The sequence below is a fragment of the Chloroflexus sp. MS-CIW-1 genome (assembly GCF_030444705.1).
Classification (GTDB): Bacteria; Chloroflexota; Chloroflexia; order Chloroflexales; family Chloroflexaceae; genus Chloroflexus.
This window is the reverse complement of the sequence record NZ_JAUBWR010000002.1, coordinates 340,172-365,806: the sequence shown is the minus strand read 5'-3', so window position 1 is coordinate 365,806 and position 25,635 is coordinate 340,172. Positions and strand designations below refer to the sequence as shown.

At 52.0% G+C, this 25,635-nt stretch carries 23 protein-coding genes and 1 tRNA gene; 15 read left to right on the top strand and 9 right to left on the bottom strand.

The annotated features are described in order from the left end of the window. Nucleotides 1-195: 195 nt before the first annotated feature. The 6 genes from QTO31_RS14470 (at nucleotide 196) to QTO31_RS14445 (ending at nucleotide 7,453) form a co-directional block, all read left to right on the top strand. Complete coding sequence (locus QTO31_RS14470) at nucleotides 196-1,482, top strand: DNA double-strand break repair nuclease NurA (RefSeq protein ID WP_301429775.1); 1,287 nt, start codon at nucleotides 196-198, stop codon at nucleotides 1,480-1,482. Nucleotides 1,483-1,485: 3 nt separating this feature from the next. Next, a complete protein-coding gene (locus tag QTO31_RS14465) occupies nucleotides 1,486-2,103 on the top strand; it encodes an HAS-barrel domain-containing protein (protein WP_301429773.1) in 618 nt (205 codons plus the stop codon). Between the two features lie 170 nt (nucleotides 2,104-2,273). Further along, nucleotides 2,274-3,302: an LLM class F420-dependent oxidoreductase gene (locus QTO31_RS14460; RefSeq protein WP_031458842.1), complete on the top strand. Its 1,029-nt coding sequence runs from the start codon at nucleotides 2,274-2,276 to the stop codon at nucleotides 3,300-3,302. 3 nt (nucleotides 3,303-3,305) lie between these two features. Then, a complete protein-coding gene (locus tag QTO31_RS14455) occupies nucleotides 3,306-4,448 on the top strand; it encodes a pyridoxal phosphate-dependent aminotransferase (protein ID WP_301429770.1) in 1,143 nt (380 codons plus the stop codon). A 186-nt stretch (nucleotides 4,449-4,634) separates the two neighbouring features. Continuing rightward, entirely contained in the window at nucleotides 4,635-5,534 is a 900-nt protein-coding gene (locus QTO31_RS14450) for a sortase (protein WP_301429768.1), read from the top strand. Nucleotides 5,535-5,548: 14 nt separating this feature from the next. Continuing rightward, complete coding sequence (locus QTO31_RS14445; protein WP_301429767.1) at nucleotides 5,549-7,453, top strand: hypothetical protein; 1,905 nt, start codon at nucleotides 5,549-5,551, stop codon at nucleotides 7,451-7,453. A 201-nt stretch (nucleotides 7,454-7,654) separates the two neighbouring features. Here the strand turns inward: QTO31_RS14445 and QTO31_RS14440 are convergent, their stop codons facing one another. Beyond that, nucleotides 7,655-8,092: a phage holin family protein gene (locus QTO31_RS14440; RefSeq protein ID WP_031458846.1), complete on the bottom strand. Its 438-nt coding sequence runs from the start codon at nucleotides 8,090-8,092 to the stop codon at nucleotides 7,655-7,657. A 103-nt stretch (nucleotides 8,093-8,195) separates the two neighbouring features. On the opposite strand from QTO31_RS14440, the gene QTO31_RS14435 reads away from it, so the two are divergent. The 6 genes from QTO31_RS14435 to QTO31_RS14410 all read left to right on the top strand — a co-directional run bounded on the left by QTO31_RS14435 (nucleotide 8,196) and on the right by QTO31_RS14410 (nucleotide 13,645). Beyond that, on the top strand, nucleotides 8,196-9,005 hold the full coding sequence (locus tag QTO31_RS14435) for a class I SAM-dependent methyltransferase (protein WP_081909995.1): 810 nt from the start codon (nucleotides 8,196-8,198) through the stop codon (nucleotides 9,003-9,005). Nucleotides 9,006-9,045: 40 nt separating this feature from the next. Next, on the top strand, nucleotides 9,046-10,530 hold the full coding sequence (locus QTO31_RS14430) for a UDP-2,3-diacylglucosamine diphosphatase (protein WP_031458848.1): 1,485 nt from the start codon (nucleotides 9,046-9,048) through the stop codon (nucleotides 10,528-10,530). Nucleotides 10,531-10,592: 62 nt separating this feature from the next. Continuing rightward, nucleotides 10,593-10,940, top strand: coding sequence for a Trm112 family protein (locus QTO31_RS14425; protein ID WP_031458849.1), 348 nt, complete (start codon nucleotides 10,593-10,595; stop codon nucleotides 10,938-10,940). Nucleotides 10,941-11,035: 95 nt separating this feature from the next. Continuing rightward, the gene (gene trpB / locus QTO31_RS14420) at nucleotides 11,036-12,226 is read left to right on the top strand and encodes a tryptophan synthase subunit beta (RefSeq protein WP_301429766.1); all 1,191 of its coding nucleotides are present in this window, start codon (nucleotides 11,036-11,038) and stop codon (nucleotides 12,224-12,226) included. Between the two features lie 350 nt (nucleotides 12,227-12,576). After that, nucleotides 12,577-13,488 carry a diacylglycerol/lipid kinase family protein gene (locus tag QTO31_RS14415; protein WP_031458851.1) on the top strand — a complete coding sequence of 304 codons (912 nt, stop codon included), beginning with the start codon at nucleotides 12,577-12,579 and terminating at the stop codon, nucleotides 13,486-13,488. Between the two features lie 62 nt (nucleotides 13,489-13,550). Next, nucleotides 13,551-13,645, top strand: a tRNA-Sec gene (locus tag QTO31_RS14410). Nucleotides 13,646-13,904: 259 nt separating this feature from the next. Here QTO31_RS14410 and QTO31_RS14405 read toward each other — a convergent pair. Together QTO31_RS14405 and QTO31_RS14400 are read right to left on the bottom strand one after the other, a co-directional pair. After that, a complete protein-coding gene (locus tag QTO31_RS14405; RefSeq protein ID WP_031458852.1) occupies nucleotides 13,905-14,183 on the bottom strand; it encodes a hypothetical protein in 279 nt (92 codons plus the stop codon). 32 nt (nucleotides 14,184-14,215) lie between these two features. Then, complete coding sequence (locus tag QTO31_RS14400; protein ID WP_301429765.1) at nucleotides 14,216-14,923, bottom strand: hypothetical protein; 708 nt, start codon at nucleotides 14,921-14,923, stop codon at nucleotides 14,216-14,218. A 381-nt stretch (nucleotides 14,924-15,304) separates the two neighbouring features. Between QTO31_RS14400 and QTO31_RS14395 the strand changes: the two genes are divergently transcribed. Both QTO31_RS14395 and QTO31_RS14390 read left to right on the top strand, forming a co-directional pair. After that, nucleotides 15,305-16,054: a choice-of-anchor I domain-containing protein gene (locus tag QTO31_RS14395; RefSeq protein ID WP_301429763.1), complete on the top strand. Its 750-nt coding sequence runs from the start codon at nucleotides 15,305-15,307 to the stop codon at nucleotides 16,052-16,054. 43 nt (nucleotides 16,055-16,097) lie between these two features. Then, nucleotides 16,098-16,934: a choice-of-anchor I family protein gene (locus tag QTO31_RS14390; protein WP_301429762.1), complete on the top strand. Its 837-nt coding sequence runs from the start codon at nucleotides 16,098-16,100 to the stop codon at nucleotides 16,932-16,934. Nucleotides 16,935-17,232: 298 nt separating this feature from the next. On the opposite strand, the gene QTO31_RS14385 is transcribed toward QTO31_RS14390, so the two are convergent. Continuing rightward, nucleotides 17,233-18,741, bottom strand: coding sequence for a M1 family metallopeptidase (locus QTO31_RS14385; RefSeq protein ID WP_031458854.1), 1,509 nt, complete (start codon nucleotides 18,739-18,741; stop codon nucleotides 17,233-17,235). 103 nt (nucleotides 18,742-18,844) lie between these two features. Between QTO31_RS14385 and QTO31_RS14380 the strand changes: the two genes are divergently transcribed. Then, nucleotides 18,845-19,798, top strand: coding sequence for a hypothetical protein (locus QTO31_RS14380; protein ID WP_301429760.1), 954 nt, complete (start codon nucleotides 18,845-18,847; stop codon nucleotides 19,796-19,798). 419 nt (nucleotides 19,799-20,217) lie between these two features. Here the strand turns inward: QTO31_RS14380 and QTO31_RS14375 are convergent, their stop codons facing one another. The 5 genes from QTO31_RS14375 to QTO31_RS14355 form a co-directional block, all read right to left on the bottom strand. Next, nucleotides 20,218-21,012, bottom strand: coding sequence for a hypothetical protein (locus QTO31_RS14375; protein WP_301429759.1), 795 nt, complete (start codon nucleotides 21,010-21,012; stop codon nucleotides 20,218-20,220). Next, nucleotides 21,009-21,863 (bottom strand): DNA-methyltransferase, encoded by an 855-nt coding sequence (locus QTO31_RS14370; protein WP_411278404.1) that lies wholly within the window; start codon nucleotides 21,861-21,863, stop codon nucleotides 21,009-21,011. The genes QTO31_RS14375 and QTO31_RS14370 overlap by 4 nt, the downstream gene beginning before the upstream one ends. A 331-nt stretch (nucleotides 21,864-22,194) precedes the next feature. Next, on the bottom strand, nucleotides 22,195-23,115 hold the full coding sequence (locus tag QTO31_RS14365) for a DUF1338 domain-containing protein (protein ID WP_301429755.1): 921 nt from the start codon (nucleotides 23,113-23,115) through the stop codon (nucleotides 22,195-22,197). Nucleotides 23,116-23,338: 223 nt separating this feature from the next. After that, nucleotides 23,339-24,727, bottom strand: coding sequence for a sensor histidine kinase (locus tag QTO31_RS14360; RefSeq protein ID WP_301429754.1), 1,389 nt, complete (start codon nucleotides 24,725-24,727; stop codon nucleotides 23,339-23,341). Further along, complete coding sequence (locus tag QTO31_RS14355; protein ID WP_301429753.1) at nucleotides 24,724-25,635, bottom strand: alpha/beta hydrolase; 912 nt, start codon at nucleotides 25,633-25,635, stop codon at nucleotides 24,724-24,726. The genes QTO31_RS14360 and QTO31_RS14355 overlap by 4 nt, the downstream gene beginning before the upstream one ends.

The window sequence follows — 25,635 nt, the reverse complement described above, 5'->3', positions numbered from 1 at the left end:
AACTTCCGCCGTGTGCTGTTCTAAAGCGGACTAATCCGCCTCTTGCGTGTATTGGCTTATCATACCATTGATAGGGCTTTCAAAGTTTCCGGTTTTCGGTTGGGCGAGATACTCCTTTCTCGCCCGCCGTGGGAGTGGAAAGAGGCTGGGGAGAAGGTGAAGAGGACCAGGCGCACAGTGCAGCACAGGCACCGTATGTACGAGCAGATTGACGAACCGTATGAGATCGTCTATACTCAACGACACGAACGGATGAGCGAAGGGGTGAATATGAGCCTGAATCTCGCTGCATTGAGTGAACAGATTCGCACCATGAGCCAGCAAGTGGCGCTTACCGTTCGTCAACGCGATGAGCAGCTTGCGCAGCTTCGCCAACGTTATCTGGATGAAACCGGTCGTGAGCAATATTGGGCAAAAGCTGTTGAGTTAAGTAAAGATTCTGCGCACTGGCTGTTGGCCGAGCCGATTGAACCGCTAAATACTGTTCGCGATCTTGGTGATATACCTACCGACTATGCAGTTGTCGCGACCGATGGCTCGCATATTGATGTTGATCGACACGGTGAGGTCAATTGCTATCTGATCAACATCGGTCAAGTCTACATCCGGTATGGTGATCAGCCGGAAGCGTACCTCGAATCGTCACCCCAGCTCTATTTCACGGAAGCGGATCTGTACATTGCCAATGAGACACAGCGCATCCCGATTGAGGGGGCTTTGCTAAGTGTACGGCGTGACATCGAGGAAGGGGTTGCCCTGGGTCGTTTAGCCGGACAATACCTTGCTCGGCTTACTATTCCCCGGCTGGCATTGCAAGATGGTACCCTGATCCGTTGGGCACTGGCAAATGCCGAACCGCCGATCCGTGATCACTATTTGCGCCAATACCTGGCCTATCTGGAGCAGATGCAGCAGTACGGAATCCCGGTTGCTTCATACATTAGTCGGACTCGTTCGCCGGAAGTGATGGGATTAGTGCGGCTCATGCTCTGTCCTGATGTGAATGTTGATGGCCAGCGTGGTGCGAATTGTATGCAATGTAGCGATGCCAAGCGTGGTAAAATCCCATCGTGTATGATCTGTCAAAATCTGATTGATGCCGATCTCTTCGCACCACGTTTACAAGAAGGTCAGCGTGGCCCTCTATTTCGCTCGTTCAGTCGGATCAGCATTGAAGGGTATGAACATCACCAGATTCACTTTTTCTTTCTCCGTATTGGCCGTGAACTGGCACGGGTCGAGATGCCGGCGTGGGTAGCGACGAACCCGCAGTTGGTTGACCACGTTCACGCACTAGTGTATGATCAGGCGGCACGTGGGCAGGGCTATCCGGTGGCATTGCAACGGGCGCACGAACAGGCGGTGATTCGGAGTCCGGAACGGCGTGTCTTTGAACAAATGGTTACTGGTGCATTGCGTCAGGCCGAATTATCTCCTGGTTTCTCGGCAAAACGTGAGAGTAAACAGTTCGTGCAAGGGTAGCGTATGACCTCAGGAGCGCAGAACGGTCGGATAGGCGAGGTGCTCGAATCTTCGACTACCCATTTCGTCGCTGCTTCGTATAAGGTGCTCGAATCACCACCATTTGGCGCGTTGGTACGGGCAACAACAACCGATCAGTCGTTAGTAGTCTACGGTCTGGTGTACAATATCCACACCGGCAGCCGTGAACCAGGTGGACGGGCAGTGGTGCGTGGTCGAACGTACACTGGGCGGCTGCTCTACGATGACGAGATTTATCGTGCGCATCCCGATCTTGGTGAGGTGCTCCAGACGGAATTTGCTGCGTTGACGGTTGGTTATCGGCACAATGGTCGCTTGATGCAGCGGTTGCCTCCACAACCACCGCCGGTACATTATTCGGTCTATGCCTGTAGCGACGAAGAATTGGTTGCATTTGGTGAACACCTGGATTTTCTGCGCACCCTCTTGCTGGCGTCTGGGTTGCCAACCGATGAGTTGCTTACGGCAGCGGTACGAACTATCGCGATGGCGCGACGTGATGGCCCAACCTATCTGATACGTGTGGGGCGCGAGCTGGCCCGTCTGTTGAAAGATGATTATGACCGGTTGACGGCCCTGCTCTCCCGGCTCCGCCCCTGATGTTGAGAGCCTGGGCATGTATCCACCGACAGTAGCTTGCTGTTCATCTCTTCTCAGAGACGATGAAGTAGTGTGGTATAAGGTGTAGAGTTCCTGTAAAGTTCGATGATAATCTTGTTGCACAAAGGCTGAGATTGATTGCCTGCTGTGCCGAAGATTGGAGAGCGTGCATGCTCCTTCTTGACGCTGCGTTTCAGGTTAACGCTAATCCGCTACCCAGTGCTGCTGTTGTAGCGCGGAGTGCTGAAGACATCGGCTTTGCCGCGTTATGGGCGCCAGAGACAGCCCATAACCCGTTTCTGGCTTTAACCATTGCTGCCGAGCATACGCATCATCTGACCATCGGCACAGCGGTAGCCATTGCATTTCCGCGTAGCCCAATGGTCACTGCCCAGATTGCGTGGGATTTGGCCGGTTTCAGTGGTGGACGTTTTATCCTGGGGCTGGGTACTCAGGTGAAGGCGCATATCGAGCGTCGGTTTAGTAGTGTGTGGGACTCACCGGTCGGACGACTCCGTGATTATATCGGCGCTTTACGGGCCATCTGGCGCTGCTGGCAGACCGGCGAGAAACTCGATTACCGTGGTCAATATTACCAGCATACCTTAATGACACCGTTCTTCAGCCCTGGTCCTATCGCGCACCCTGAGATTCCGATCTATATTGCCGGTGTCAATACCGGTCTTGCCCATTTGGCCGGTGAGGTTTGCGATGGTTTTCATGCTCACCCGCTGAGTAGTGCCCGCTACTTGCGGGAAGTGCTGCGACCGCACATTGCTGCTGGTGCCGCAGCAGCCGGTAGAGAACCATCAGCCTGTGTGATTGCCGGTAGTGCATTGGTCATTACCGGTCACGACACAAAAGAACGTGAACGAATGCGTGCATTCGTCCGGCAACAAATTGCGTTCTACGCTTCCACGCCAACCTATCGCGCTGTGCTGGAATGCCATGGTTGGGGCGAATTGGGTGAAGAGTTGTCACGGTTAGCCGCTCAGCAGCGTTGGGCCGAGATGAGCAACCTGATCGATGATACGATGGTGGCAACGTTTGCCGTGGAAGCCGATCCCGCCGATTTACCGGCAGCGTTGCGTGAACGCTATGAAGGATTGTTGGATCGCGTAGCCCTGTATATGCCATTTATTCCGGGTGAGCGTGATGCGTTCTGGCGTCATCTCACTACTTCGCTTAATGGTCGGTAAGCGATGCCTGGTGTCTTCTCACAGCTTGACTTGACGCCAAACCGGTTGACGTTAGCGCGAGATGCACGGGCGGCACAGGGTGATTTGATCGATCTGACCAGCAGTAATCCGACAACGCAAGGTTTGATCTTTCCTGCCGAAATTCTGGCTGCTGCCGCCACGTCCTATTGGTCTGCGCGCCGCTATCATCCGGATCCGCACGGTGATCTAGCAGCACGCACGGCAGTGGTTGAATACTACGCACGTCGTTCGCCGCCGCTCGTGCTTCAGCCTGACGACGTATTTCTGACGGCCAGTACGAGTGAAGCTTATAGTTTGCTTTTCGCTCTGCTGGCCGACCCCGGTGATAATCTGCTCGTGCCAAACGTTACCTACCCGCTCTTTGAATACCTCGCAGCACTGCGTAACCTTGAACTACGTTTTTACCAGCTTGATGAAGAACGAAACTGGCGGATTAATGCCCGGTCGCTACGCCGTGCAGTCGATGAACGCACACGGGCGATTATCATTGTCTCGCCGCATAATCCTACCGGAGCAATTGTAGATGCTCCACTGGCAACCCTTGATTTATTGGGTATACCGGTCATCTGTGATGAGGTGTTTGCCCCGTTTACGTATGCGGTATCGGACACACCGCCGTTGGCTGCTCTGCATCCTGATCTGCCGCTGTTTACCTTGAACGGTATCTCAAAACTCTTTGCTTTACCTGATCTCAAATTGGGCTGGATCGTTCTCAACCGACCGGCACGAGTCTTTGCCCCACGTCTTGAATTGTTGAACGATACTTTGTTAGGCGCTAATGCCTTAAGTCAGCATCTCTTACCAACCTTGTTTGCGCAGGGTGAAACCTTTGTGCGTATGATGGTTGATCGAGTACGGGCCAATCTGACCCTGGCTCTGCAACGATTTGCCGATCATCCACGCATTCATGCTCGACCACCCGCCGGTGGGTATTATCTCTTTCCGGCTATTGATGGGTGGGCTGATGAAGAGCGACTGGTGCTCTATCTCCTCGAACGGGGCGTGTTTGTGCATCCAGGCTACTTCTATGGCGAGGTTCCCGGTTGTCATATTATGCTATCGGCACTGACTGAACCGACAACCTTTGCCGTCGGTGTCGAACGTCTCTATGCGGCACTGATTTAGAGTTGTTCATGTCACGACAAGCGCATTAGTGTTGTCTTTTTTACTATCCCACTTCATTTTACACCTGGCAGTAGTAGAACATTGTTTGTAGCTCATTCTATTGGTCAGACTATTGCAGAGGGTTGTATCGTCGTGTATAATTCTTGCAATCGGCTTGCCGGTACATGCTTCAGAAACAGCAAAGCAATGACCACTTTTCCGCAGCACCGTTCTACCAGTCGACGGTCGTCACCGACACCGGTACCACCTACCGGCGATCACGAATTGCTGCAACAATTACTCTTACACGATCTCCCTGCCCGGCGTGATCCGCTCCGTCCGATACAATTGCGGTCACATGCTGTGTATCGCCGCGATGCGCTGCAAGGTTTTCTAGTGCGTACCTGGGTTGATCGCGTCTTGTTCATCGCCGAGCTAACCCTCTTCGGCGCAATGATCATCGTTTTTGCCTACTGGCTGATCGATGGCTACGGACGTGATTGGTGGCGGGCATGGTGGGGGTCTGCCTCACCATCGGGTATGGTTGTCACCACACCGGTCGTTATACCGACACCGGTTTCACCGCCAGCAGCAGCTCCGCATCTCCCGGCATTGCCCTTTACCGCACCCGAATTGGTGGTTGAGCCAGCCGATTATCTTGCGCCGCAAACGCATATTCAACCTCTCCCCAAAACAGATCCGCGACCGCAACGGTTACGTATTCCGGCTATTCAGCTCGATACGCCGGTGTATGAGGTTTTTGTTGTGGATGGTGCTTGGCAGGTTGCGGAATATGCTGCTGGCTATCATCACGGCACGGCTCTTCCGGGGAATACAGGCAATACCGTATTGTCCGGTCATGCCGGATTACGTGGCGCAGTGTTTCGAGATCTTCCAGCACTCAAGATCGGTGATGAGATATTTCTAGAGACGGGTGGCTGGTCATATCGCTATCGTGTGCGCGACATGCGCAATGTCTGGCCTACACAGGTTGAAGTGATGGATCCGACACCAACGCCTGTGCTTACGCTGATTACCTGTACCAACTGGGATACGCAGCGCCTGATCGTCATCGCCGATCTGATCGATTCGCGTCCGCGCAGTTGAGGCGAGGGGTCTGTATGCCGCCAAAATCTTCACCTTCAGCTCAGTTTCCTTCCGGTCGAGGCCGTGGGCCAGCACCCTGGACGATCTGGGAGCTGATGGCGATTGCAGTAAGTATTTTGATGATTGTTGTTCCACTCGTTGTAGAAGGACTGAACTGGATTCAACCGCCAATTGCGCCTGCGCAGGGGTTGATGGAAGCTACTGGGCCAACGATTGAGCTAGAACAGCGTCCGCCCACATTTACACCGGCACCGACAAATACGCCGACATCTGGGACAGCGACCCCAGTTACGCCGACACCGGTCACACCGACGGCTGATACGCCGACGCCGGTCACACCGACGGCTGATACGCCGACGCCAGTTACACCGACACCGGTCACACCGACGGCTGTCACCCCTACACCGGTTACAACAACGCCGATTCCAACGTTTACTCCCTCACCGACACCGGGCGCGACTCGGGTTACGAAAGTTGCCTCACTCACAACGGTGAGTATTGGTCAAGAATTCAGCTATAGTCTGTCGGTTACAACCCAGAGTGATACTCCAATCACCCTCACCTTGCGCGATGTACTGGATTCTAATCTGGAGCTTTTGAGTGCTTCGGCGTTTGGTGGTAGCTGTTCTACCGGTCAAACAGTTGTCTGTACGCTAACTGTAAGCAGGTTTAATCCCGCTTCGGTAACTCTGCAAGTGCGGGTACGACCGTCTGCTAGCGAAGGATCCAATATTCCTAATCAGGCTGTGCTGGAACAGGGGAGCCAGCAAGTTGGAGTCTCCAATGTGGTTGTAGTGCGGGTTTTGGGGGGTTCTACTCCTACTGCACCGATTACGAATACGCCGACCCAGGTTGAAACTGATACTCCAACCCCGGTCACACCAATAGTAGTGACAGTAACACCTATAACGACCGTTACGCCAGTTGTAACTAATACACCGGTGACTTCACCCGTACCACCTACACCACGACCAACATCGCCGCCTCAACCGCGCCCACCTGAACCGCCACCGCCTCCGACTGAGCCGCCACCAGCTCCAACCGAATCACCGGTCATCTTACCAACGGAGCCACCGCCGCCAACGCTGGTGGTGACAGTTGCGCCTCGGCCAACAGCGACACCACGACCTCGACCTCCAGCGTCACCGACTAGAACTCCGACGCCGGAGGCTTCGCCGACTCCAACCGAGCCACCAGCACCGGCTGTCTTCGGGGAGAGTGATCTGCTCTTGCGGCTGACAAGTGATTGGGGGAGCGCCTATGCCGATCAAGACATTGTCTTTACCATCGTGCTGGGAAATACTCATCCGGCTCAGACAGTAAGTGCCGTGAATGTACGTAGTGTGATGCCTTCTAACCTGCGCATTCTGAGTGCAAGTGCGAGTCGTGGTTCCGATCCGACCATCAATGGCCAGACGGTTACCTACGTCGCGCCCGATCTGGCGCCTGGTGAGCGGATTGAAATCAATATTGCGACCCGCATCCGTCCGAATGTGGCAACCGGTACCTTGCTGGTGGTGCAGGCCCAGGCGACCTATCGTGAGCTGAATCGACCGGTTTTCTCGAACATCAGTACGGTGCTGGTGGTGGGAGATCAGCAGCCAGCGACTGCGACCGCAACCCTTGCACCGGTCGTCAGTCCAACCTTCACGACGACGGCTGTGCCTGTCACGGCTACACTGACTCTTTCACCTGTTGCTACTGCTACGGCAACGTCCTCTGTGGTGTTGGGTAGTGGTTCTTCAGCGACCGCTACTGCTACGCCATCAGCAACTGTGGTGGTGGTAGGTGGTCAGACCGGTGGAACAGCACCGTTACCAAACACGAGTGCCGGAATTCCATTCCTTGGTGTGCTGCTGCTTGGCGCAACCTTGCTAACGCGCACGATCCGTCTACATCGTGCCCGCGAGCGAATCTGATAGCGACGGCTACGTTTGTACCGTACCATTTGCCCCTCTTCCCTCTTACTTTGGGTTGAGGGGCGAAAGGGAATGTTTGAGTAAGGATGTGTTCTTTCGCGTTTCAATGCACACTTCGCCGTTCGGTCTGCTCTGACCTACCGCATTGGGAGCGGGTTTCACCTTTGCCCACCACGACGGAGCTGCCATCCGGGCCAGCATTTATTCGCGTGGCCGACGTTCAACGACAATCCGGACCTGAACATCACCGGCAAGGTATTGCAGCGTTGTGCTGACTAGCGAGATGACCAGTCCACCGAAGAAAGCCGGCCAGAACCCATTCACCACGAACGCAATCCCCAATTGATCGGCCAGCGCAGAAGTCAAGCCCAGTAGCAGGGCATTGATAATCAGCCCAAACAGACCGAGTGTCAAGATGACCAGCGGACAGGTGAGCAGGTAGAGTAATGGGCGCAACAAGGCATTGAGAAAGCCAAAGAGGAGAGCAACGATCCCAATTTGCCACCCCGGCCCGCTGAACTCTATGCCCGGCACAATCCAGACCGCAGCAAAGATTGCGAGTGAGTAGATTAGCCAGCGTAAGAACAGACGGCTAAGCTCGTGCCGTACTCGAGTTGAAGGTGAAGGAGTTGAAGACATTGACTACTCCTTAAACATGACCGCGGATACCCCGACGACTCGCTCTTCTTTGGTGAGTATGATACTATACGACGCGGGATCGCTTGAGCGAGCGACTGTCACTATGATTGACGAACAAACAATGACAAAAGTTGACCAGAGCGCATTATTTGCCCGCGTTGAACAGAGTGCGCGGGCAGATGGGAAAGAAGCCTATTTTCGATTACACCGCTACCGTTTCGCGGCAATGCTGCAAGCGATGGGGCCAGCCAATGGTGCTCGCGTCCTTGAAGTTGGCGTCACGCCGGGTCAATTTACCGAACTCCTCGTCGGCGCCGGTTTTCAGGTCAGCGGAGCTGATCTTGATCCATTCACCCGCAAAGCCCTCTGGGATCGATTGGGGGTAGAGGTACGCCAGGTACATCTCGAACGTGAGCCACTGCCTTACCCCGATGCTAGCTTTGATTGGGTCGTCTTCTCAGAGGTGATCGAGCACATGGTCTATTCACCATTGCCGATCTTGCGCGAGTTTTATCGTGTGTTGCGTCCAGGCGGTCGGTTGCTCGTGACCACACCGAATGAACTCTATTTGAAAAGTCGAGCGCGTGCCATTCTCCGAATGCTGCTCTGGCAGAGCCTGAGTACACCTGAAGAGTTTCGTCACCAGATGTTGCTAGAAGGCGAGGCGCGCTACACAACCCACAGTCGTACCTATACAATGGCCGAATTGACCTGGCTGATCGAACGGGCAGGGTTTCGGATCCTGACCAAACGATTCGAGGCGCCATGGGAACGAGTGGGTCTTGAAGCAGGTCGGCTGTTGCGGACACCTCATCGGGTGTTAGCAAAAGCACTCTTTTTTGCCTTGACGATGGCTATTCCGCCAACACGCTCGATGCTACTGGTTGTTGGTCAGAAAAATCAGGAAATGTGACGGAACACAACTCCTTGACTACACGAAACAGGACCTATTCATGCTTCGTCGTTCCAACGTTCGCCAATCGAAGCAACGATTTAACGCTAGTGTCAACATTCTTATGAAGGTTGTCAGTTGGATCCTGCGTTTGCTATTGCGATTGGCGGTCGCGATCACCTTGTTACTTCTACTGCGCTGGATTGTCTTGCGCATCCGTCGCGTACAAATTCGACCCACGCCATATACGACCCCTCCGATAGGTCCTGAGTCAATCGATGTCCGTCGACGTCGCATTGTTATCAGCGATTTGCATCTGGGTGCTGGCGATCGTAAAGACGATTTTTGCGACGATGAAGCGTTGATCGCGTTTCTCGATCACTATGTCAGTCGTGAACCGACCGAATTAATCCTAGCCGGTGACACCTTTGAATTTTTGCAGGTCAGTTTGCCCGATGTCGCCGATGATGAATGGACACCGCGTGCAGCAGCGCGTCGCTTACAGGCTATCATCGCCGCTCATGCTGGCGTAATCGACGCATTACGCCGCTTTGTGCAGCAGGAAGGTAACCAATTAACCATCCTGATCGGCAATCACGATTTTGAACTGCACTATCCAACGGCGAAAGCGGTCTTACGTGAGGCACTTAATCTTGCAACTGACGATCATCGCTTGCGTTTTGGCATCAGCTATCACGGTGGCGGCGTGTATATCGTCCATGGCAACCAATTTGATCGGTGGAATCGCTTCATCAACTTTGCCAGTATCAGTGAGCCGTTTGAAGTGGTGCGTGGGACGCAGCTTGTCAAAGAGGTGATCAACGAACTCGAAGAGGATCGCTTTCCACTAGCGCCGCTGATCGACAACATTAAGCCGTCTTCGGCTTTCTTTTGGTACTTGATGAGCTTACAACGATTGCGTGATCCGGATGCACGTCGTTTTGTTACCCGTGGCATTGTGGGCTTCTTGCAAGTAACTGCGTGGGCGCCACCTCATCATCTCTCCAGTGAACCAGATGAATGGCTCAGGAACTCACCACTGAAGGTACTTTGGCAACCGATTGCAACGTTTCGTCGCCAGCGTGTTGCCCGACATCAGGCAATTGCCCGTCAATTTGGTGCTGTGGCTGAAGCCGTCGATAATCTACCAGAAGTTGTTGACCAGGTACGCGATGAAGCACGTCGCCAGGCCAGTCGTGAAGTGTCAGCATTCAACGATGAAATAGCACGGGAGATGGCTCTGCTGGCCCAGCAACCATCGTACCGTGCCGATCGACTTTTTGTCTGTGGGCATACGCATCTGGCGCGCGTTATTAAGCTCGATCACAACCGTGTATATATTAATACCGGTACCTGGACTGATATTGTTTTCGATGTCGAAACAATGCGTCGTCCAACCCAACGCTATCCGTTCCTGGAAATTATCAACGACGCCGACGGTATCCCGCATGGTCAATTGCTGGTCTGGTATGGGCCTGACCAACCACCACGAGTGTGGGTTGAAGAAGAACCTTCGCGGCAACGTAAACAAAGTCGTGTACAATAAGGGCAAGTGTGCAAGCGTTCTACCATCGTCGCGAAAAAGGTTAGCAAAAGGAGGAACAAGCTATGAAAAAGGTGCTGCGCATCCTCGGCATTGCAGCAGTGATCGGGTTAGCAATTGCCATCTTCCGAGCTGTTCGTCAGTATCAGGAAGATAGTGTTTTCGACCTCACACCGGCCACTAACAGCAATACCAATACCAGTGGGCAACGTGGCAGCATTAGCCCAGAGCTACTCAGTATGCTGGCCGATCCTGGTGATAAGGGGCCAGTCGAGTTGATGGTTGATGCCAACGGCAAGGAGTGGTTGGTCAACCGGCGGAATGGGTATCGCTATCCGATTGAAGATGGCATCCCGATCATGCTGCTTGAAGAGGGTGAGAAGAACAAAGACGAGAGTCTGATCCAGAAGTAAGCCCGGCTCGACGAGATACTGACAGGTTGAGATACGCATTGGGTGGGAGTGTAAGGGGGTGCGTTTTCAACGCGCCCTGGCTAGAAAGTTGAACCATGCACGAGGTTGCTTCACGACCGGGGCGTTTTGGCCCTTACGGTGGGCGGTACGTTCCTGAAACACTGATGCCGGCAGTTAGTGCGCTTGAAGCGGCGTATGAAGAGGCAAAGGCCGATCTAAACTTTTGGGCCGAATTGACGAATCTGCACCGCACGTACACCGGTCGTCCAACACCACTAAGCTTTGCCGCTCGCCTGACTGCGCATTGCGGTGGTGCACAGATTTATCTCAAACGCGAAGACCTGGCCCATACCGGCGCCCACAAGATCAATAATGCCCTCGGTCAGGGGTTATTGGCGAAACGGATGGGAAAACGGCGCGTCATCGCCGAGACCGGGGCCGGTCAGCATGGCGTTGCCACTGCGACCGTCTGTGCTCTGCTAGGGCTTGAGTGTGTCGTCTATATGGGTGTAGACGACATGGCCCGCCAACGACCAAATGTCTTTCGTATGCGTCTGCTAGGTGCAGAAGTACGAGGCGTCAGTAGCGGTTCACGCACGCTCAAAGATGCGATTAACGAAGCTATGCGCGACTGGGTTACTAATCCCGATAGCTACTATCTCCTCGGTTCAGCGCTCGGCCCGCACCCCTACCCGACGATGGTGCGCGACTTTCAGCGGATTATTGGTCTGGAAGCACGCGAGCAGATCCTGGCCGCTACCGGGCGCTTACCAGATGTCGTGGTGGCCTGTGTTGGTGGCGGCTCGAATGCGATTGGCATCTTTCACCCATTCCTCGAAGACCATAGCGTAGCCCTGCGTGGTGTGGAAGCCGGTGGCAAAGGTGATCGCCTCGGTGAGCATGCCGCCCGCTTTCGCGCAGCAACACCCGGTGTTTTGCAGGGTACCTACTCGTATGTCTTGCAAGACGAAGCTGGTCAAATTGCACTGACCCATTCGGTCAGCGCAGGTCTCGACTACGCCAGTATTGGTCCTGAACATGCCTGGCTACACGACAGTGGACGTGCAACGTACACAGCGGCCAGTGATGATGAAGCACTAGCAGCGTTTCAGTTGTTGGCCCGGCTTGAAGGTATTATTCCGGCGCTGGAAAGTGCTCACGCGGTTGCTGAAGCGGTGCGTCTGGCGCCAACAATGCGACCTGACCAGATCATTCTGGTCAATCTCTCTGGACGAGGCGATAAAGACATTTTCACCGTCGCCGATCTATTAGGGGTTTCAATCTAACGTCGGTGCTGGGTGACCCTGTTCGGATCGGGTAAGTGGGTAAGGAGCGCCAGTTGTAGTTGCTGCAACATGTTACACGGTGGGCAAGCATTTCTGCCTCGCCTGGTAGTCGGTGGTTGTTTTTGTATACGATCAGCAGGCTCTTATCGTGGGCGGGTCAGTAATTGCCCCGCCTGGTGCGATGACATATGATCGTCAGGAACTCCTATATAGCGCTCCTTGCCCAGCATCGTGTTGCACATGCACCTGAACGACGGTGGATGGGTAGTAGTTTATCAGAGAGCATTCCGCTCTGAATCCATCTCAATATTTCGCAATCGTTTCTTTTGAATATGCGCGGGGCGGCGCGTATGACAACAGTCATTCTTAATCCGGCAGCGGGACGTGGTTTGGCCGGTCGGCGGCGGCGTATCATTGAAGCCGAACTGCGTAAACACAATCTCGAGTACGAACTGTTTACAACTCACGCCCGTGGTGGTGCTACCGAGCTGGCGATCCAGGCAATCAATCGGGGAAACACCCGAATCATAGCCGTAGGGGGCGATGGCACGATCAATGAGGTTGTCAACGGTATTCTCCAGGCGGGTAAGCGGGTGCCGGTGACCTTGGGCATCGTCCCACTTGGCACAGGGAGTGATTTTATCAAATCGTTCCCCAGCTTTAAACAGAACGACATCGTGGGCGCTGTGCAACGCATTGTTGCTAACCAGACGCGGTCGATTGATGTTGGGCGGATTCGTGTCAGAGCCGGACGCTTGACCCTGACTCGCTACTTTATAAACGGTCTCGGTATGGGTCTCGACGCGGCAGTTGCCGTCGAGAGCCTTAAAATTCCCCTCTTACGCGGCTTTGCCGTCTACCTGATCGCATCACTTCGTGCACTGGCAACGTATCGTCCTGGTCCAATGACGGTGCGTTTTGATGGTCGGCAGATCAGTCGCCAACTCTTCTTTGCCAGTGTCGGTAATGGTCGTTGTCAGGGAGGAGGGTTTTGGATAACCCCCGATGCACAACTTGATGATGGTTTACTCGATCTCTGTATGGTCGATACAATGCCAATCTCCCGTGCGTTACGTAAGATACCCCTCCTGATGCGCGGTGTACATACCAATGAACCGGAGGTTATGATGACACGTGCACGCCGAATTGAAGTCACCTGCTCGACCCCGATCCCAGTTGCGACCGATGGTGAGGTCATCGCGACTGCTGCCCAGCGCGTTGACGTTGAAGTATTGCCTGCGGCTGTGAACTTGTTGGTATGACCCATCCGCCGTCTCAGGTACCAGAGTTGACAATCTGTACGGCTCTCTCTACAATCTCGATTGAGAGCGCATATGGCCCGGTGGCTGTCACGGTCTTCAAAACCGTTGGGCGGAGTGACGAACTGCGCCGGTGGGTTCGACTCCCACGCGCTCTCGAAAGCGTGAGAGAGACAAGCGATCTCTACCGCAGAATTTTGCTTTTGAACAGGGTGCGATAGGGGTGCTGTAATTTCTCTACAGATAGCTCTTGCTAGAAATCGTTCGAGCAACGAGCTGTAGTCGCTCAATGTTCCTACCATCATTCTCCTACCGGTTGTCAAAATGTACTGATGTTGCTGTTGACGCACCTTCTGACCTAGTAGGAAGTTCTCTACGGCATCTCGTATAACGTTTAGATACGTAACGAGTGTTATACTTCACGACCTCTGAACGTTCTGTATTGGAGTACCATCGTATGGTTTTACAGTCATGCCTACACGCATGACCGGCAAGCCCGTACCACTCTTTTCATTTGGTGAAAAGTTGCCCTTGATTTCTCGTCCTTCACTAAGGGCGAGTTTCTCTTTATTGTCGGTTGTGGATTTTATAAATTTTTGTTTTTCTAGAACCAGCAGTGTTTCAAGCCAAAACACATTTTCCAGAACTGTCCTGAAATACGTGAAATCTTCGCATTCCGGAGGAGTGAACATATTCATACTGCCCTTACTTCACCAATACGGCGGCACTGTCAATTGATTTCACCATTTCCATCTGTGGTCAATGGAAGAGTATCCCCGAAGAGATAGCGATTGGCTGCCTGCACGGTTGTAGTATCACCCTGGTAAATAGCATTCAGGTCAGGAACGATGAGGCGCCCTAGCCCAACGTCTACATTGAGCCAGGCTGGTGCCTGTTCCAACCGTGCGCGCCCGATCTGGGCGAGCAACTGATCGCCGAAGTAATTTATCGGATATAACCTTGAGATATTGCCGTTCAAGACCTGCTCAACCGTCGGTGGATAGTGGAGCGTCGCCAGACACCCGTAGTGCGTCGGGAGCATCTCAACAGCGATGGTAACGGCATTGAGCAATTCGCGTGCGTGCTGTTCCGTGCGGTCAGGGTCGGCATGAAAAAAGATATCCCTCCATACAAACAGCGTCCAAGTGATAACGTCCGGTGTGGGTTGCGCGAGGTGCAACGCGAAGGAAAACGATGCCCGCCACAGATTGAGAATGCGACGACGGCGCGAAAAATCACAGGCGTGCCGGATTGCTGCATCGATCTCCGTTTCGGTGTACAGGATATTGGTCGGTGCCGAGATGGGATACGGAATCCCACGAGTCAAGGTATATCCGATACTTGTGTAGCGGTTGACCAATGCGCGGAATAGTCCACTGGTGCAAATGGAGGGTTGTACGGTACTGTATGCGATAAAGTCAAGTGTGTCGTTGTCCATAACGGCCTACTTCATACTTTTGACGATGAAACCGGCTTCTTATCCTAACCCTTTATGATAATTCCTCATACCAAATGAAACATTTCGACTGATCTAATCTATGGCCGATGAATATTGTAGGCTTTTTACACAATATTCACTTATCTTATCGTTAACATCATTCACGGTGATAGTATAATTCCGAGACCTTGCAAGACACCAACTACATCTAGCTGAATCTCTCGTGTGTGTAATTAAGGATCACTGGTACGCGATGATTCTGTACTATTAAAACAACATGTACTATTTGATAACTATCAATTAATCTAAACACCCCTTTTTCTTAACAAATCTCTTTTATTATCTACTCGCTAGCCGCTTATGCTGATGCCGTGAGGTGTTATGATGTACTTTCGGATACTGACCATATTCGTCGCTGGTTTATTATTGGTTGGTTCGTCGAGCCATCTGGCAAATGCTACTGGCCCGTCATCCACTCCTGTATTCACTCTTCTCGCTACCTACACAACCGGTTTAGGCAATCTTTCTGGTGAAACCGTTGCTGTTAGCGGCAATCGAATGTATGTTACAAATAGCAATAACAATTCACTCGACATCGTTGATCTGAGTACGATAACGAATCCGACACGAATCACACGAATCGATCTTTCACCCTATGGCGCTAGCCCCAACAGTGTTGCAGTGCGTGACGATCTCGTTGCAGTAGCTGTTGAAGCAAATCCAAAGACTGATCCTGGTTCGGTCGTCTTTTTTAACGCACAAGGTCAGTATCTCAATCGAGTCCGAGTAGGTGCATTACCGGATATGCTGACGTTTACACCAGACGGCCAGCGACTACTAGTAGCGAATGAAGGTGAGCCAAATGACGATTACACTATCGATCCATACGGAACGATCAGCATCATTCCGGTAAGCGGTAATATCGCAGATTTGAGTGATGCAGATGTAATCAGTGTTGGATTCAGCGACTTTGAAGTTGGTGGCGCCAGACGCACTCAATTTGATACTGCCACTCGCATCTTTGGGCCAACGGCAAGTGATTCTGATGCAGTGCAGAAGAATTTGGAGCCGGAGTATATCACCGTGACGAGCGACAATCAGTTTGCGTTTGTCACCTTAACAGGAAAATAATGCAATCGCAAAGATCAATCTGCAATCGAACACAGTTGAGTGGGTGCGATCGCTCGGCTTAAAGGATCACTCTCTGCCGGGTAACGGCCTTGATGCCAGTGATCGAGATGATACCATTAATATTACCAACTGGCCGGTCTTCGGCATGTACCAACCAGATGCGATCGCTTCCTACATGGTGAACGACCAGCTCTATCTTGTCACTGCTAATGAGGGGGATGCACGTGATTACACCGGTTATAGTGAGGAGCGACGAGTAGGTGCTAGTCAGTATCAACTCGATCCAACGATTTTTCCTAATGCTACGGCGCTAAAGAACAATACTGCCCTTGGTCGATTGACCGTCAGTGCTGCGAGTGGTGATCTCGATGGTGATGGTGATTTTGATCAGATTCATGTCTTTGGTACGCGCTCGTTCTCAATTTGGAGCAGCGAGGGGCAGTTGATTTTCGATAGCGGTGATCGGATTGAAAGGATCGTCGCAGAAACCTACCCTGAATTTTTCAATAGTGATAATAACGCAAACACCCGCGATACAAGGAGTGACAATAAGGGGCCTGAGCCAGAGGGAGTGGCAATTGGGTTCATTAATAATCGACCTTACGCCTTCATTGGTCTTGAGCGACAAGGCGGTGTCATGATTTTTGACATAAGTGTCCCGACGGCACCGACTTTTGTGCAGTATATCAACAACCGGAATTTCAACCAAACAAGCGTTGGTCCTGATAGCGGGCCAGAAATTGTGCTGTTCGTTCCGGCCAATAGTAGCCCGAACGGTCTGCCACTGCTCTTCGTAGCAAACGAGGTTAGTGGCACAGTGAGCATCTATCAGGCTCAGCTCCAGTGGCGCTCCTTCCTACCGATTGTCAAAAACGAGTGAAAATTCTCGCTTATCAGAAAAAGAGCGGCTGGTGGTCGTTATGAGCCATCAGCCTCATTCTTTTCCCGGTCTAGGAATGGATACGTTCGAGGAGGATCAGAACCATCAAGACCTCTCCGCTTATACAGGAAAAGAGAAATTGGTCTACCTCTTGCACTGTTAAGAGACGGGCTGAGGTTCGCAATCATAGAGCAAGAGAATCTTGCTTCAGACGCGCTCTCAGCGCCTGATCTAATGATCCAGTTTTTTAATCGTGAGAAAATCTCAGAACTACTGTGAAAAGAAAATTCACCATCCTCTACGGCATAGGCACTTCCGCCGCCGTTATCACCCAGTCGTGAAACAGATCGTCTAGCTCACATGCACACGCCTGCTCGGCGGCACGTAGCAAATCAGGTCCTGCTATTTCGCGGAAGCTGTTGGTCGTCACATATTCCTGTAAAAAGCGATCAAACGCTGTTTCGCCGATGCGTTGGCGTAACGCATGGAAAAAGAGTGCCCCTTTCGCATACACAACCGGTACGTAACGACCATTATGTAGCGCTGCCGGTGGTGTCGCTAGCGGTGCATCACCGCCACGTTCACGCAGACGACGGTACGTGGCGCGAAAGGCATCGAGTTCGGCCTGAGCCTGTGCTGGTCTGTCAGTCATCTGGTAGTAGAGAATCTGACTGTAGCTCGCCAGGCCTTCATCAAGCCATGCCTCGCCTTGGGCATCGTTCCCCACCAATCCGTACCACCATTGATGACTGATTTCGTGCACGATGGTTGTCTCTAACAACTGATCATCACGACGGTAGAGGCGCTGCTCGATCAGCACCACACCCGGATATTCCATGCCGTAGAACTGCGTTAACGCGGCCTGAATGATCTCGAATTCGTTGTAGGGGTATGCGCCGAAACGTTGGTTGAAAGCGCGTAATGCTCTGGCGGCGATTTCCAGGCTCTGAGCGCCGGCTGCTTTATCACCTGGTTGGACATAGCTCACCACGCGAATACCATCAACTTCGGTGTACATTTGCTCCAGTCCTTGCAGCGCAGCCAAGTAGAACTCTCGCTGAGGGCCGCTGACGAAGCGCGCAATCTGACGTTGTTCGGATGTTTGGTGATGTTCGATGCGCGTGCCGCTACTTACCAGATGCCAGTCAGTCGGTGCGTCTACAACGACATCGTAGAGCGCAATTGCGCTCACCGTGAAGTCGCCACGTGCTTCAATCGGGCGCGTATCCCAGCCGATGCCTGGAATGTAGCGGGCGAGCAAAGGGTAACTAGAGGCAATTGACCAGACTCCGACTTCCATATTGTAGGCGCCAAAGCTGCGCTGACTGGCATTGCGCGGGGTACGGGCGATGAAGGTCATTGAGGCTGTTACGCTGTGACCGGGCCGCAGTGCTTGCGGCAGGATTAGCCCGATCAGCGTATCGCCATGAAGTGTGCGTGACGGTACAGGAATACCATCAATGTGAGCCGAAGTGACATCAAGCCGTCCACCGAAGTCAGGGTGGTTTGGGTAGAGATGAAACCAGATGGTATCAAACGCAACGTCGCTGTGGTTGGTCAGGTACACGCTCAGTTCGCCACGAAGCTGTGGCCCTGCGGGATCAAGGGAGAGATGAAGCGTATAACGATCCCATGCTTCATACAGCACAGCATCAACATAGTCTGACCGCATCGCGGCAGTTTGTTTCGCGATAAAGGGATCAAATGTCGTGCTAGCCGATGGTGGATCAGTGTGAAAGATACCAACCGGCGCGAGTAGTGAGAGGCTACTGAGTGTTACAATGAGAAACAGCAATAGTCGGATCATACTAGCATCTTATCACAACCTGGCTGCTTTGATGAGTGGATATAGTCCACTGCACCGTGGTACCATACACAGAGCCACAGCGTTGTCGAGAGAGGAACTACTGATGCTTGATTGGCTGTTCAATAGGGGAGAGCGAAATGAACCACCTGATCGGTCGCCGATTGTGCGTGGTGATCGACCCGGATCGCCAATCGCTCTCCGAGTAGCTATGATCGTGCACGACCCGTCGATCCCTGAGCGGGGCGGTTTACCGTTGAGTCGGGTGATGGGCTGGAACGATGCCGAAATGCTGGCTCAGCAGTACATTACTGATTTGCGGGCGTGTTCGGGAGGAATCGCCGATTACCGGATTGTATTGCGGCGGGTGTTTGATGAGTTTCCGGTCAAAATCGATGGTTTTCGCTACAATAGTGCAACTTACCTGGCGGCATGGGAACGACGACAACCGTTTCATCAGCCCGATGAAGCCGATTACGAGCGATTGCTGGCCGAAATCGGTCTTACTGAAGCGATTGAACAGGGCGAGATTGACGAAATCTGGCTATTTGGCTTTCCCTACGCCGGTTACTACGAGAGTCGGATGGTTGGGATTGATGCGTTCTGGTGCAATGCACCACCATTGTTCCTACCGACGGCCCGTCGCTATATCGTGATGGGTTTTAACGTCGAACGTGACGTTGGTTGTATGCTAGAGAATTTTGGTCATCGGGTCGAATCAATTATGGCGCATGTTTACCGGCATCATCCACCAGAACGGAATCTTTGGGCACGATTCACGCGGCTTGACGAGTGCGGAAATGTGCATTTTGCGCCGTCAAGCGCTCGCGACTACGATTGGGGGAACCCACGCCGTGTCTGGTCACGGGCCGATGCCTGGTACGCCTTTCCCGACCTGAGTGCACCACCGCGTCTGATGCACTGTACCGAATGGGGCGCTGGCGATATGCGGCTACACCATCTCTGGTGGCTCGACCATCTGCCCAGAGTGGCCGGTGAGACTGACGGCGTATTGAACAACTGGTGGTATTACGTCTTGCAACCGTGGGCGGTATCATAGTCAGTAAGTATTTCCCAGTAAACATTAAGCGTCCAAATCAATGGTAGATACTGCTAGCAATTGAGCTAGTATTGATCGCTTTCGGTACGACATTGGCATTTTTAGGCTAGATGCAAATTTGTAGTATAGTCTAACCTAGTAGTTGGTTCTCGTAGGATTGGATAAGTACTGTTCCCAACCTATCTACAATCAGATTAACAATAATTTCGAGTGGGAGAGGTTTATGGCTCTACGAGCATTTGATCTAAACATCGAAAAAGTACTGGAAAACTGGGAAGTTGAACATGCTTTACGAGAAATTATCGCTAATGCTCTTGATGAACAGATCCTAACTGGGAGCGACAACATAGAAATATATGAAGACGAACGAGGCGATTGGCATATCCGGGACTATGGGCGTGGTCTCAGGATCGAACACTTTACTCTAAATGAGAATCAGGAAAAACTAAATGCATCTTCATAGATCGCTGAACGTCATGCAAGAAGATTGCTATTACTGGAATGTCTCTTCCAAGAAGCTTACTAAGGAGATATTTATCAAGAAAGATTTTATCCAATCGATCCTTACTTGTCGTCTTTACCGATGCAACAATTTCTTTTTCGTGGAGCGTTCTCGTCTCGGAGACGATAATAGCTCTGCCTTGCGAAAATACCATATCTAATTCATAAGACATTTCATATTCAGGATAATCAGGCAGCCGGATAGTAAGCGTTCTTGACTCGCAATGTAATCCTAATTTCTGAATAATGAGTCTAATGAATATCTCGAAGAGTTGTCCGATACGCTTCCGTGATTGATTGGTGTTTGTGAGCGAATCGCCAATACAGCCAATTGCCTGCTGTATTGTGTAGATAACTTTGTGGATCCCTCGAGACTGTATATACGTCTGGATGTCTGGTTGATTGATAGCATGATGCCTGGCATTCGCTAGCTTACCAAGAAAATCTGTAAATCGCTTTTGCTCCTCCTGAAATTGGTCTGGTCTATCGATAAAAAGGTTTGTATTTAGTGGCCGAGTGATTCTATAGCCATGCAACTGATCAAACTGATAAAAGATGTAATGATGGCGGTTAGGGGAGGTAATTCGGGTTGGTGGTTGGTGATATATAAATGCCAAAAATGAATCACATAGTGTATAGAAATCATCCAGTTTACGGAGATAATTCTTATCTTGAATTCTGAATTGCAGATCTTGCAATGTAATATTGCTCATCGAAGAGATTTCCTTCGCTTCGCATTCTCAAAATCGTATTGGATCCATTTCTCAATTGGCCAATCTTCGACCAGCTCGACACGACGGACAGCCCATTGGCAATATTCAAGCGAAATATCACATCCCTTCCAGCGCCGTTGCAGTTGTTCCGCCACCACAGCAGTCGTTCCAGAACCAAGAAATGGATCAACGATGACATCACCAATGTTGGACGAAGCCAGAACCAGCTTGCGGAGAAGCTCTTCGGGTTTTTGGGTAGGATGTGGTGTTTTCTCGTGCATACCGTTGCAGGTTGTCGGTATTTCCAAAACATCTTTGGGTTTGGCACCTCGTGGATGCGGCTGCCACATCTGATGACGTCGTCTCCCTCTACTGTACTGGCTGGTCTCGGCTTGTGGGTGTTCGGGATACTTTAATGTATGATTCCCATAAGGAATGCGAATATCATCAATATTGAATGTGAATTGTCGATCCTTTCTAAAATGGAGAATACTTTCGTGTGAACGCCCCCAGTCTCTGCCAAGGTTTGCTTTATTTTTGTAGTGCCATATCAGCCAGCGGCATCCTCTGAAGAAGCGAGATGCGGGTAGTTTCAGATCGGCAATAATTTCAGAGAATCCACAAATATACAGGGTACCAGTTGGTTTCAGCACACGAGCCGCTTCAGCAATCCATTGCAATGACCATTCAACATACGCAGCTTGCGATTCGAATGTATCCCATGCCGCTTTTTGGATGTTGTATGGCGGATCGGCAAAGATCATATCCACCGACTCGGTTTCCAGTGACCGCAGCCAGGCAATAGCGTCTCCAATCCATATCTCGCCATGAGGATGTGAGTAATAAAGCATAGGTCTTTCAGGAACGATGCAATCTTTTTCAACGTCAAAAATTTCTCCTTTGAGTATTTGTTGACCGAAAAAAGTAGGAATTTCTTTGTTACGGATATACGATCCAGAGATTTCTTTCACTTCAGAGGGTGGAGAAATCTGATCATGAAATTCTTCCATACGCTTTATCATATCTCCTTAATGAGAATGTTTTAGAGAGTTGAAAGTGTATCGAGTGTATAATGTAGCAAAGAGGTCTTTGACTGTCAAGAATGAGATGCTCTCGTCAGGTACTTCGTGAAGCAATTATCATAACAGGGCGAAGCATGCTTCGCCCCGTCGATCTCTGCATCTAACCGACTCGTTTCGCCGTTTGTGTGCTGTAGGTACTCTCGAAGATTTTATCGGCGTTCCCAGCCTCAAACCCTTCACGACGATGTTCACGGCGCAGTTCGTGTGGAGGGAGATGGGCAAATTCATCGAGTGGTCGCCGTTCGGCAAATTCGACATACGAACCGGCAATCTGATGCCGTTCGCCACCGGCAAACTCGGCCCAGATCATTTCAGCGACTGTGCTCGACTGGAGTAATTTCCCATCAGGACTAACTTTGATCTTCCCGCCAGCATCGTTAAGCTTAAAACCATGCCGCTCGAGGAAGGCATTAAAATCGGCAATCGTATTGTATCCGGTCGGTAAGTTGTGAACGGTAATGGTGAAGTGATTGAGGTAATAGCGATTGTAAATCACCCAGGCCGCATATTCACTCTCGGCAGCCAGACGTTGATAGTCGGCCCAGGTTGGTAATCGCCAGAGTGGACGATGGAGAAAATCGTCAACCTGATTGGCATCGTTCAAGTCAAGTGAATCAACCGGATCGGCGGTAACTTCAGCAGTGTAGCTATGGATAATGGCTGCCGCTTCTGCTGAGAGATCATTCACCCGCAGTTCAGAGATGAAGATACGCGGCAGATCGGGACGTGGTGGATGGTACCAGAATGCGTCGAGCTTTTTGGCCGGGAAGTGGTAGCGATCACGACGTTGGTAGCCGTAGTACAGAAATATCTTTTCCAGTGAGCGAATTCCTAGGTGTGGCACTCCCAGGGTACGGAATGCAATGTGATCGTTCTCGATGTGATCAGGTGTTGCGATAATCCCTTCGCCGACCATCGCCTGAGCAATTGCGGTGACGTCTGGAACCCGTTCGCGGTAACGGCGCATTAAACCTTCCAGGACGTGCTCGAAGATTTGGATACGGTCAGTAGTTGTTGTCATAGTTCCTCACATGTATTGTGCACCACGCCAGCGTGGTGTCATACCGGCGTCTCTATCATACTCGACAAACGGGCGATCATGGGATACGCCAGAAGTTGGATTTGGTTGCAGGTAGAGCTTTTAAGGATTTTCGCCCTGGATGTGCGGGCCGCTGTCCTGCGTCTTGCAGTACGTGGCTGGAAACCATCGTTTGACGCATCAGCATACTGGTTGCCCCCCAGTTTCAGGCCACCGGTGTTGATGAATAGAGCAATGGCAACCAGACTCGCACTTCAGTGCCATCGCCAGGACGTGAAATGATAGTTACATGACCATCGAGAGCCGCAGCCCGTTCCCGCATCTGACGCAAACCCAGGTGACCGGCTGGCAGTTCTTCGCCCGGATTAAACCCAATTCCGTCATCACGTACATGAATGATCAGTCCCTGGTCACGCACTCCTAGCTTGACCCAAACCCGACGAGCCTGCGCGTGTTTGGCAACATTGTTCAGCGCTTCCTGAACAAAGCGAAAGGCGGCTAGTTCCAATACTGGCGGTATATCAGGGGGCAACTCGGCGAAATCGATGGCAACATTCCAGTCATGTTGTTCGGCAAACTCCTGAACGAAGCGCCGGAGCGCACCGGCAAAGCCGAGCTGTCCGATTTCAATCGGGCGCAGGGCAAAAATTGCCCGTCGTAACTCTTCAATCTGGCGCCGCAGGTTCCTCTTGAAATCGGCAAACTCGGCGCGTAGACGTTCTGGCTCTTGTTGTAGCCAGTCTTCCCACAAATCGATCCGCATCCGCATAAATGCCAACGATTGGGCAACACCGTCGTGGAGGTCACGAGCAATGCGAGTACGCTCGGCGCTGATAGCGCGTTCAACAGCAGCTATGCTGGCAATAACCCGGTCACGGCGCCGACAGTTGATGATTGCTTCGGTCAGTTCAGCGGCTACAGTTGCTAACAATGGCTGTCGGCTTTCTGTCGCGGCTGCCTTGTCTTCTTTCAAAAATGCTTCAATCCAGCCAATTGGTTGTACTGCTCGTTCAACCAACGGTAAAATCAGACATGCTGTCCAGGCACATGGCTGTTGTGGTTGGAGTATAACCGGTTGACTCGGAGGGATGCTCATCGAAAGCTGATGGAAAGCAGTTCTGGTGCGTTCGAGGGAGGCGGCATCTATCCCGGTCACTCGTGCGGTATACGGCTGTCCTCGTTCATCGATAAGAACGATCGTGGCAGCAGCCGCATGGACTAATCTGGCCGGCAGAGTAATAGCGTAATCGAGGACTTCATCGAGAGTCGCACTCGATGCCACGCGCTGATTTATTTCGTAGAGCAATTCCAGCCGTTCGTTACTTTCGCGCAGTGCCTCAAGCATCCGCGCTTCATTCGACCTACGGATCTGCTCTTGACGAATGGCCCAACTGAACACCACCCAGATAGCACCAAAGGCGAGAATACCCCAGACAATTGGATCAAGGGTTCGCCCAGTCGGTGTTTCCATCGCCGCGTCGAAGAAGATACCTTCTACCATCCGGGTAAGCGCAAACAGCAATCCTACAACTGCGGCGAGCGGCCAGCGTAAGCGGATCAGCAATTCAATTGTATTGGATGGCGGTGATTTCATGGGTCTTTCTTGATAATGTGTTCAAAAGCCCGATAGTGTAATGGTAGAGCCTGTTCGAGATGACGATCAGCGACTGCCCAGGTATGCGCACCATCAGGAAGAGCAGCTTGCGGGGCGGCATTGGCGATACCCAGCGTAGCTAGTGCCCGTAGTAGGTACTCACCCCGATAAAAATTTGAACCCCATGGTTCAATGTGCTCTGGCCCATATTGGATCATCCAGCTAATTCGACGCAGTGCAGTTCTATCGGCCTGCATAAGCAGGCAAATCGGATTGTGATCGCGCAATTGTTGCCAGTTGCGTGGACGACCCAGTGCCGGATCAAACATCGGTGCCGTAAAGAGCGTATCGTAACGACGCGGTCTGCGACCACAATCACTGGCGTATGGGAAGGAGCCATCGTAGGCGCTGACGCTTACGAACAGCTCCGGGCGCATGGCAACAGCTTTGATCGCCATATAACCACCAAGTGAAAATCCGGTAATCGCTCTGGCACGCGGATGAGCGTTGAATTGGTGTTCAACAAGAGGCAGTACCTCATCGAAAAAGAACGTAGCGAAGCGACCATGCCCAATGCCCGGCGCATCGGTCAATTGTGGCGCAATGAAATCGGCCAGTAAACCGGGAATGCGGTTGTCAGTACTGGCTAAACCGGGCATAACTAACAACATCGGGCCAATCTCACCCCGTGCGCGTACTCGCTCGTAAACATCAATGGCGCTTCCAATCCGGCTATCATCTTCACGTCGATTGATCCACTCACGCTCGTGACCGCGCAAAAGATAGACAACCGGTAGCGCTGGACCATCAGGATCGTACTCTGGCGGCGTATAGATATACATTCGTCCGTTGACCCCCAGGCTGGTGCTGGGCCATTCAATCAATTGAGCACGTGGATCGATCTCCAT

Excerpts from the sequence above, each read along its gene's own strand:
- QTO31_RS14435 (WP_081909995.1), top strand. The coding sequence starts at position 8,196 with ATGATTGACGAACAAACAATGACAAAAGTTGACCAGAGCGCATTATTT.
- QTO31_RS14400 (WP_301429765.1), bottom strand. The coding sequence starts at position 14,923 with ATGGACAACGACACACTTGACTTTATCGCATACAGTACCGTACAACCC.
- QTO31_RS14415 (WP_031458851.1), top strand. The coding sequence starts at position 12,577 with ATGACAACAGTCATTCTTAATCCGGCAGCGGGACGTGGTTTGGCCGGT.
- QTO31_RS14360 (WP_301429754.1), bottom strand. The coding sequence starts at position 24,727 with ATGAAATCACCGCCATCCAATACAATTGAATTGCTGATCCGCTTACGC.
- QTO31_RS14375 (WP_301429759.1), bottom strand. The coding sequence starts at position 21,012 with ATGAGCAATATTACATTGCAAGATCTGCAATTCAGAATTCAAGATAAG.
- QTO31_RS14455 (WP_301429770.1), top strand. The coding sequence starts at position 3,306 with ATGCCTGGTGTCTTCTCACAGCTTGACTTGACGCCAAACCGGTTGACG.
- QTO31_RS14450 (WP_301429768.1), top strand. The coding sequence starts at position 4,635 with ATGACCACTTTTCCGCAGCACCGTTCTACCAGTCGACGGTCGTCACCG.
- QTO31_RS14425 (WP_031458849.1), top strand. The coding sequence starts at position 10,593 with ATGAAAAAGGTGCTGCGCATCCTCGGCATTGCAGCAGTGATCGGGTTA.
- QTO31_RS14385 (WP_031458854.1), bottom strand. The coding sequence starts at position 18,741 with ATGATCCGACTATTGCTGTTTCTCATTGTAACACTCAGTAGCCTCTCA.
- QTO31_RS14405 (WP_031458852.1), bottom strand. The coding sequence starts at position 14,183 with ATGAATATGTTCACTCCTCCGGAATGCGAAGATTTCACGTATTTCAGG.
- trpB (WP_301429766.1), top strand. The coding sequence starts at position 11,036 with ATGCACGAGGTTGCTTCACGACCGGGGCGTTTTGGCCCTTACGGTGGG.
- QTO31_RS14465 (WP_301429773.1), top strand. The coding sequence starts at position 1,486 with ATGACCTCAGGAGCGCAGAACGGTCGGATAGGCGAGGTGCTCGAATCT.
- QTO31_RS14440 (WP_031458846.1), bottom strand. The coding sequence starts at position 8,092 with ATGTCTTCAACTCCTTCACCTTCAACTCGAGTACGGCACGAGCTTAGC.
- QTO31_RS14395 (WP_301429763.1), top strand. The coding sequence starts at position 15,305 with ATGATGTACTTTCGGATACTGACCATATTCGTCGCTGGTTTATTATTG.
- QTO31_RS14460 (WP_031458842.1), top strand. The coding sequence starts at position 2,274 with ATGCTCCTTCTTGACGCTGCGTTTCAGGTTAACGCTAATCCGCTACCC.
- QTO31_RS14470 (WP_301429775.1), top strand. The coding sequence starts at position 196 with ATGTACGAGCAGATTGACGAACCGTATGAGATCGTCTATACTCAACGA.
- QTO31_RS14365 (WP_301429755.1), bottom strand. The coding sequence starts at position 23,115 with ATGACAACAACTACTGACCGTATCCAAATCTTCGAGCACGTCCTGGAA.
- QTO31_RS14355 (WP_301429753.1), bottom strand. The coding sequence starts at position 25,635 with ATGGAGATCGATCCACGTGCTCAATTGATTGAATGGCCCAGCACCAGC.
- QTO31_RS14380 (WP_301429760.1), top strand. The coding sequence starts at position 18,845 with ATGCTTGATTGGCTGTTCAATAGGGGAGAGCGAAATGAACCACCTGAT.
- QTO31_RS14445 (WP_301429767.1), top strand. The coding sequence starts at position 5,549 with ATGCCGCCAAAATCTTCACCTTCAGCTCAGTTTCCTTCCGGTCGAGGC.
- QTO31_RS14370 (WP_411278404.1), bottom strand. The coding sequence starts at position 21,863 with ATGCTTTATTACTCACATCCTCATGGCGAGATATGGATTGGAGACGCT.
- QTO31_RS14430 (WP_031458848.1), top strand. The coding sequence starts at position 9,046 with ATGCTTCGTCGTTCCAACGTTCGCCAATCGAAGCAACGATTTAACGCT.